A 7,297-nucleotide genomic window follows, 5' to 3' on the forward strand; every position below is an offset into this window, starting at 1 on the left:
GTGCCTAGGCTTTCGCGCCCGCCTCCCGCAGCATCGTGGCCGTCTCCTCGTGAGGGCCGTGCAGCGCCCAGTACAGCGGGGTGTTCCCGCTGCCCCGGTCCTCGCGGAGGTCGGGGTCGGCGCCGTGGGCGAGGAGTTCGCGGACCGCGTCCACGTGTCCCCAGCAGGCGGCCCCGCACAGCGGAGTGCCCTGGTCGCCGTGGCCGCTCTCCGCGTCGGGGTCGGCGCCTGCCGCGAGGAGCGCGCGGACGATGGGGGCGTTGCCCTGGACGGAGGCGATGTAGAGGGGGGTCGTGCCGTCGGGGTCGGGGGTGCGCGGGTCGGCGCCCGCGCGCAGCAGCGATTCCACCTCGGTGGGGAGGCCGAGCAGCGCGGCCAGGACCAGGCGTTTCGTCAGCTTCTTGCGGCGCCTTCTGTTCATGGGGGTCAGGTTAGGTCGCAGGTGCGCGTGCGGGCGTATGAATTTCGGCTCCCCCGTGCGGCGGAGGCGCGGGGCGCGGAGTCGGCTCGTACGCCGATGTGGGGGGTGTGCCTGCCCCGGCAGCATGGGCCGCATGATGAAGCTGAGCGCACTGCCGGACGTGCCCCGCTGGGCCGTGATCGCCGCCCACGCCGTCCCGCTGGCCACGCTGCCCTCCGGGCTGTGGCGGGTCGCCCTGGCCGCGGGGCTGCCGGTGGCCAAGGATCCGTTCCCCGGCGGGTGGCAGACGGTGTACGTGCTGGGGCTCAGCGTCGTCGCGGAGTGCCTGGCCCTGCTGACCCTCGGCCTGGTGCGGGGGTGGGGCGAGGTCGTGCCGGGGTGGGTGCCGCTGCTCGGCGGGCGCAGGGTGCGGACGATGGCGGCGGTGGTTCCGGCGTCGCTGGGCGCGGCGGGGCTACTCGGGCTTGTGGCCTGGGGGTTCTACGCCCACATGGCGGGCCTTGGCTCGGGGGCCACCGACAGCGCGGTCCAGGAGGCGATCCTCGTCGCCTGCTATCTGCCGCTCCTCGCGTGGGCCCCGCTGCTGATCGCGGTGACGGTCGCGTACTACCGGCGGCGGACGGGCCGCACGGGCGGGGCATGGACTCCTGCGCCGCTGACGGCTAGGAAGTAGACCCCGCCCCCCCCGCTGACCGGAGGCCGACCCATGCGAGTAGCCGCCACGAGCTACCTCACCGACGAGACCATCACCCCGATCCGCCTCGCCCAGGAGCTGGAGCAGCGGGGCTTCGCGGGGCTCTACCTCCCCGAGCATTCCCACATCCCCGTGGCCCGCGAAACCCCCTACCCCGGCGGTGAACTCCCGCCCGAGTGCGCCCGCATGCTCAACCCCTTCGTCGCCCTCGCGCAGGCCGCCGCCGTCACCCGGACCCTCGCCCTCGGCACGAACATCACGCTCGTCGGGCAGCACGACCCCATCGACCTCGCCAAGCAGATCGCCACCCTCGACCATCTCTCCGGCGGCCGTTTCACCCTCGGCATCGGATATGGCTGGAACCGCGAGGAGGCCGCCGACCACGGAGTCCACTGGCCCACCCGGCGCGCCCTCGTGCGGGACCGGATGGCGGTCATGCGGGCCCTCTGGGACACCGAACCCACCGCCTACGAGGGTGAGTTCGCGAGCGTGCGGGCCAGTGACGTACACCCGAAGCCGCAGCTGCCCCCCCGAGAGCGCAAGCAACACGGGCCGCCCCTGCACGGCCCCCGCACCCTCATCGGCGGCGCCGCGGGCCCCAGGCTCTTCGCGCACATCGCGGAGTACGCCGACGGCTGGCTGCCCATCGGCGGCGGTGGCCTGCGCGAGTCCCTCCCGGCGCTCCGGGAGGCATGGGCGGACGCGGGCCGCCCGCCCGGTGACCTGTACGTCGCCCTCTCGGCGGTCGAGCCCACCGAAGGCAAGCTCGCCCACTACGCCGACCTCGGCGTCGACGAAGTCATCGTGCAGCTGCCCGCGGGCGAGGAGGCCGGCGTACTGGAGGCGCTCGACGGATTCCAGCGATACGTGCACCTCACACCGGCCGCCGGAAACCAGCACTGACCTGTAGCTGTTTCTGTCGGCGCCCGCTCGTATGCTCGGAGCCATGACCAACAGCGCGCCGCAGGACTCAGCACCGCAGGAGCCGGCCCGACCCACCGCCAACGCCATGCGCCGCGCCCTCAAGCGCGCCAGGGACGGCGTCGCGCTCGACACCGCCGAGGCCGCCGTGCTGCTCCAGGCGCGCGGGGACGACCTCAAGGATCTCGCCGCGTCCGCCGCGCGGGTGCGTGACGCGGGGCTCGCGGCGGCGGGGCGGCCCGGCGTCATCACGTACTCGAAGAGCGTCTTCATCCCGCTGACCCGTCTGTGCCGGGACAAATGCCACTACTGCACGTTCGCGACCGTCCCCGGCAAGCTGCGGCGTGCGGGGCACGGGATGTTCATGTCTCCGGACGAGGTCCTGGACATCGCGCGGCGCGGTGCCGAACTGGGCTGCAAGGAGGCCCTGATCACCCTCGGGGACAAGCCCGAGGACCGCTGGCCCCAGGCGCGGGAGTGGCTGGAGGCGGAGGGGTACGACGACACGATCGCGTACGTGCGTGCCATCTCGATCCGCATCCTGGAGGAGACGGGTCTGCTGCCGCACCTCAACCCCGGCGTCATGACCTGGACGGACTTCCAGCGGCTCAAGCCGGTCGCGCCGTCGATGGGCATGATGCTGGAGACCACCGCCGAGCGGCTGTGGAGCGAGCCGGGCATGCCGCACCACGGCTCGCCCGACAAGGAACCGGCTGTCCGGCTGCGGGTGTTGGAGGATGCGGGCCGGTCGTCCGTGCCCTTCACCAGCGGGCTGCTCATCGGGATCGGGGAGACGCATGAGGAACGCGCGGATTCGCTGTTCGCGCTGCGGCGCGTGTCGCGCTCGTACCACGGCATCCAGGAACTGATCATCCAGAACTTCCGCGCCAAGCCGGACACGGCCATGCGCGGCATGCCGGACGCCGACCTCGACGACCTGGTCGCGACGGTCGCCGTGGCCCGGCACATCATGGGTCCTGCGGGCTGTATCCAGGCCCCGCCGAATCTGGTCGACGGGGAGTACGCACGCCTGATCGGCGCGGGCATCGACGACTGGGGCGGCGTCTCTCCGGTCACGATCGACCACGTGAACCCCGAGAAGCCCTGGCCGCAGCTCGACGAGCTGGCCGAGCAGTCGGCGGCGGCGGGCTTCCGCCTGGAGGAACGGCTGTGTGTCTACCCGGAGTTCGTGGGGCGGGGTGAGCCATGGCTCGACCCGCGGCTCCTTCCGCACGTGCGGGCGCTCGCCGACCCGGAGACGGGTCTGGCGCGTCCGGACGCGGTCGTGGAGGGCCACCCCTGGCAGGAGCCCGACGAGGGATACGTCGCCTCGTCCGGCCGCACCGACCTGCACCGCACCATCGACACGACGGGGCGCACGTCGGACCGGCGCGACGACTTCGACGAGGTGTACGGCGACTGGGACGCGCTGCGCGAGCAGGCCGCGCCCGGCATGGTCCCGTCCCGCATCGACGGCGACGTACGGGCTGCTCTGAAGACGGCCGCCGACGACCCGACGCGCCTGACGGACGCGCAGGCGCTGACGCTGCTGCACGCGGACGGGCCCGCGCTCGACGCGCTGTGCGGCATCGCGGACGACGTACGCAAGTCGGTGGTCGGCGACGACGTGACGTACATCGTCACGCGGAACATCAACTTCACGAACGTCTGCTACACGGGCTGCCGTTTCTGCGCCTTCGCCCAGCGCAGGACCGACGCGGACGCGTACACGCTCTCCCTGGACCAGGTCGCCGACCGCGCCCAGCAGGCCTGGGAGGTCGGCGCCACCGAGGTGTGCATGCAGGGCGGCATCCACCCGGACCTGCCCGGCACCGCGTACTTCGACATCGCGCGGGCCGTGAAGGAGCGCGTGCCGGGCATGCATGTGCACGCCTTCTCGCCGATGGAGGTCGTCAACGGCGCGACGCGTACGGGCCTTTCGATACGTGACTGGCTGAGCGCCGCCAAGGAGGCGGGCCTCGACTCGATCCCCGGCACGGCCGCCGAGATCCTCGACGACGAGGTGCGCTGGGTCCTGACGAAGGGCAAGCTGCCGACGGCCACGTGGATCGAGGTGGTGAAGACGGCCCATGAGCTGGGCATCCGCTCCTCGTCCACGATGATGTACGGGCATGTGGACCAGCCGAGGCACTGGCTCGGCCACTTCCGCACGCTGGCTGCCATTCAGCAGGAGACCGGTGGTTTCACGGAGTTCGTGACGCTCCCCTTCATCCACACCAACGCGCCGGTGTATCTGGCGGGGATAGCCCGCCCCGGCCCGACCACGCGTGACAACCGCGCGGTGGTGGCGATGGCGAGGCTCCTGCTCCACCCGCACATCCCGAACATCCAGACCAGCTGGGTGAAGCTGGGCACGGAGGGCGCGGCGGAGATGCTGCGCTCGGGCGCGAACGACCTGGGCGGCACGCTGATGGAGGAGACCATCTCCCGGATGGCGGGCTCCAGTTACGGCTCGTACCGCTCGGTCAAGGACCTCGTGGCGATCGCGGAGGAGGCGGGGCGTCCGGCCAAGCCGCGGACGACGCTGTACGGAGAGGTGCCGCGGGAGCGGCAGGAGGCGGCCGCCGCGTCGGACGGCCACCTCCCGGAGCTGCTTCCCGTCCTGGACTGAGGTCCAGCCAGGGGATTACTGGGCGAGCTGTCCGCCGAACTGGGCGCCGTCCTGCGCGGTGCCCAGCGAGGACGGGCTGAACGACGTGATGTTGGTCGTCGTCAGACCGTTCTGGGAGCCGCGCAGGAGCCAGGCCGCCCCCGAGTCCTTGACCGTGCCGTCCTCGGTGGGCGCGCCCACGGTCAGGTCGGCGCGGTTGTTGTTGTTCACGTCCGCGAGCAGGACGGCGGAGCCGAAGGCGTCGTCGCCCTCCGAGACGCCGGGGACGCCCGCGGTGGTCTGGTTGAAGGCCTGGGCGCCGGTGCCGGTCAGGCCGGCCGAGCCACCCTTCAGGAGGACGATGGCGCCGGTGTCGCCCGCGGAGTCGACGTCTTCGCCGGGCACGCCGACGGCGATGTCCGGGTAGCCGTCGCCGGTGACGTCACCGGCGGAGAGGGAGTAGCCGAACTGGTCGCCCTTGTCGCCGAGGTCCCAGTCGCCCTGCTCGCCGACGCCGGGGACGCCTGCGGTGTCCTGGGTGATCTTCTTGGTGCGGTCGGAGAGACCGGACGCGGCGCCGTAGACGACGCGGACGGCGCCCGCGTCGTACTCCTGCATCTCGGAGACGTGGTCCACCTCGCGGGCCACCAGGTCGCCGTACCCGTCCTTGTCCACGTCGGCGATGACGCCGTCGACGGTGTACTTGCCGGTGGGCGTGGTGGCGCCGGTGAAGCCGTCCTTGCCGCCCTTCCACAGCTTCGAGGAGTACTGCATCTCCTCGAAGGAGTGGCTGGTGACGAGGTCGTCCGCGCCGTCGCCCGTCATGTCGCCGACGATGATGTCGGCCGGTCCGTCGTCCTCGCCGATCTCCAGGAGCTTGCTGGACGCGGGCTTTCCGTCGCGGGTGAACGGGCCGAAGCGGGTCTCCAGGCCGGCGCGGGTGTTGGCGACGAGGTCGGCCTTGCCGTCGCCGTTGAAGTCGCCGGCCTTCAGGTCCCACGCGGACTCGCCGGGGAACTGCGAGATCCCGGTGAGGCCGAACTCGGAACCCCAGAGCACGACGTCGTAGGGCTCGTCGTTCACGACGAGGTCGGTGTACCCGTCGCCGTCGAGGTCACGTGCGGTGGTGCGCAGGCCGAAGCCCGCCCCCTGCTCGGGGGTGCCCGGCATGCCGGGGGTGGCGCGGCTGATCTGCTTGGCGTTCGCGGTGTCGGCACCGGCCGCCGAGCCGTACACGATCGATATGTAGCCGGCGCCGGTTTTGCCGTCGACGGTGCCGCGGCCCGCGGAGACGGCGAGGTCGGCGTACCCGTCCTTGTTGAAGTCGGTCACCGGAGTGCGGTGCGGTACGGGGGCGGGGGGGCCCGGCCCCCCCCGGGGGCCCCCCCCCGCCCCCCCCAGGTGGTCCGGATCGGACCACAGGCCCGACTGTGTGAATCGGCGCACAAGCGGCTACCGCCGAGTAGAGGCTGATATGACGCGGCCCGTACGGTCCCCGCAGGTGAGGGGGACCGTACGGGCCGCGTCAGCGTTCTGCGGCTCAGCGTCAAGGTTTCATCGGTGTTTGACCGGTCGGTCACGCCCTGGTAACACCAATCAGTGACCCTGGAATTACCCCACGTACAGCCCTACCCATAGCCGCTCAGGAGGGCCCCACCATGCAGGCCGCGCCCGTACGCGCCACCGCCATCCCGTCCGTCACCGACGCACTGCGTGCCGTCGAGTCGCTGCTCATGAGCGGCGGCCAGCGCACCGCACGCCGCAACGCCTGGACGTCCGTGCTCGACGACCGGCGCCGCGCCAAGGACCGGGCCGAGGCGCTGCGCGTGCTCGAAGAGGCGATGACAACCCGCACGTCGTAGTCACTTCCAGGGACACGTAGACTTCAGGACATGGCGAGGAAGGAAACCGCGGCGGACGCCGCGAACCCCGGGCGACTCAAGCAGATCGCTCTGACCTACAAGATGACCCGCAAGGCCGATCCGCGGATCGGGCTTGTCATCGCGGCTGTGGGAATCGTCACCTTCGGTGCCTTCCTCGCGATCGGCTTCGGGATCGGTCACCCGATCTATCTCGGCATTCTGGGCTTTGTGCTCGCCTTCCTCGCGATGGCGATCGTCTTCGGGCGCAGGGCCGAGCGTGCCGCCTTCGGGCAGATGGAGGGCCAGCCCGGTGCGGCGGCCGCGGTGCTCGACAAGATCGGCCGTGGCTGGACGACGACTCCGGCGGTGGCGATGAACCGCAGCCAGGACGTCGTGCACCGCACGGTCGGCAAAGCCGGCATCGTGCTCGTGGCCGAGGGCAACCCGAACCGGGTGAAGAGCCTGCTGGCCGCCGAGAAGAAGAAGATGGCGCGCGTCGTCTCGGACGTCCCGGTGCATGACGTCATCGTCGGCACCGGCGAGGGCGAGGTCCCGCTGAAGAAGCTGCGTACGACGCTTCTGAAGCTCCCCCGCGTCCTCCAGGGCCCGCAGGTCACGGCGACCAACGACCGGCTGCGCGCGATGGGCGACCTGATGAGCAACATGCCGCTGCCGAAGGGGCCGATGCCGAAGGGCATGCGGATGCCTCGCGGCGGACCGAAGATGCGCTAGCGCTGCCGCTGCCGCAGCCGCTGCTCGAAACTCATATGGGGCGCCCGGAACCACTC

General features: G+C 71.5%; 7 protein-coding genes. 5 read left to right on the forward strand and 2 right to left on the reverse strand.

What is annotated here, in order from left to right; genetic code table 11:
• Positions 1–4: 4 nt before the first annotated feature.
• Complete coding sequence (locus ACFWY6_RS20210) at positions 5–421, reverse strand: ankyrin repeat domain-containing protein (protein ID WP_384692082.1); 417 nt, start codon at positions 419–421, stop codon at positions 5–7.
• Between the two features lie 133 nt (positions 422–554).
• Between ACFWY6_RS20210 and ACFWY6_RS20215 the strand changes: the two genes are divergently transcribed.
• The 3 genes from ACFWY6_RS20215 to ACFWY6_RS20225 are packed head-to-tail and all read left to right on the forward strand — an operon-like array spanning position 555 to position 4,668.
• On the forward strand, positions 555–1,094 hold the full coding sequence (locus ACFWY6_RS20215) for a hypothetical protein (RefSeq protein ID WP_384692084.1): 540 nt from the start codon (positions 555–557) through the stop codon (positions 1,092–1,094).
• A 33-nt stretch (positions 1,095–1,127) separates the two neighbouring features.
• Positions 1,128–2,018: an LLM class F420-dependent oxidoreductase gene (locus tag ACFWY6_RS20220; protein ID WP_384692086.1), complete on the forward strand. Its 891-nt coding sequence runs from the start codon at positions 1,128–1,130 to the stop codon at positions 2,016–2,018.
• 43 nt (positions 2,019–2,061) lie between these two features.
• A complete protein-coding gene (locus ACFWY6_RS20225; RefSeq protein ID WP_384692089.1) occupies positions 2,062–4,668 on the forward strand; it encodes a bifunctional FO biosynthesis protein CofGH in 2,607 nt (868 codons plus the stop codon).
• A 15-nt stretch (positions 4,669–4,683) separates the two neighbouring features.
• Here the strand turns inward: ACFWY6_RS20225 and ACFWY6_RS20230 are convergent, their stop codons facing one another.
• Positions 4,684–5,979, reverse strand: coding sequence for an FG-GAP-like repeat-containing protein (locus ACFWY6_RS20230; RefSeq protein WP_384692092.1), 1,296 nt, complete (start codon positions 5,977–5,979; stop codon positions 4,684–4,686).
• A gap of 326 nt (positions 5,980–6,305) precedes the next feature.
• Here ACFWY6_RS20230 and ACFWY6_RS20235 point away from each other — a divergent pair, with 326 nt between their 5' ends.
• Positions 6,306–6,509 (forward strand): hypothetical protein, encoded by a 204-nt coding sequence (locus ACFWY6_RS20235; RefSeq protein WP_135328862.1) that lies wholly within the window; start codon positions 6,306–6,308, stop codon positions 6,507–6,509.
• 30 nt (positions 6,510–6,539) lie between these two features.
• Positions 6,540–7,241, forward strand: coding sequence for a DUF4191 domain-containing protein (locus ACFWY6_RS20240; protein ID WP_384692096.1), 702 nt, complete (start codon positions 6,540–6,542; stop codon positions 7,239–7,241).
• Positions 7,242–7,297 lie beyond the last annotated feature (56 nt).

The sequence above is a fragment of the Streptomyces sp. NPDC059037 genome (assembly GCF_042740015.1).
Classification (GTDB): domain Bacteria; phylum Actinomycetota; class Actinomycetes; order Streptomycetales; family Streptomycetaceae; genus Streptomyces.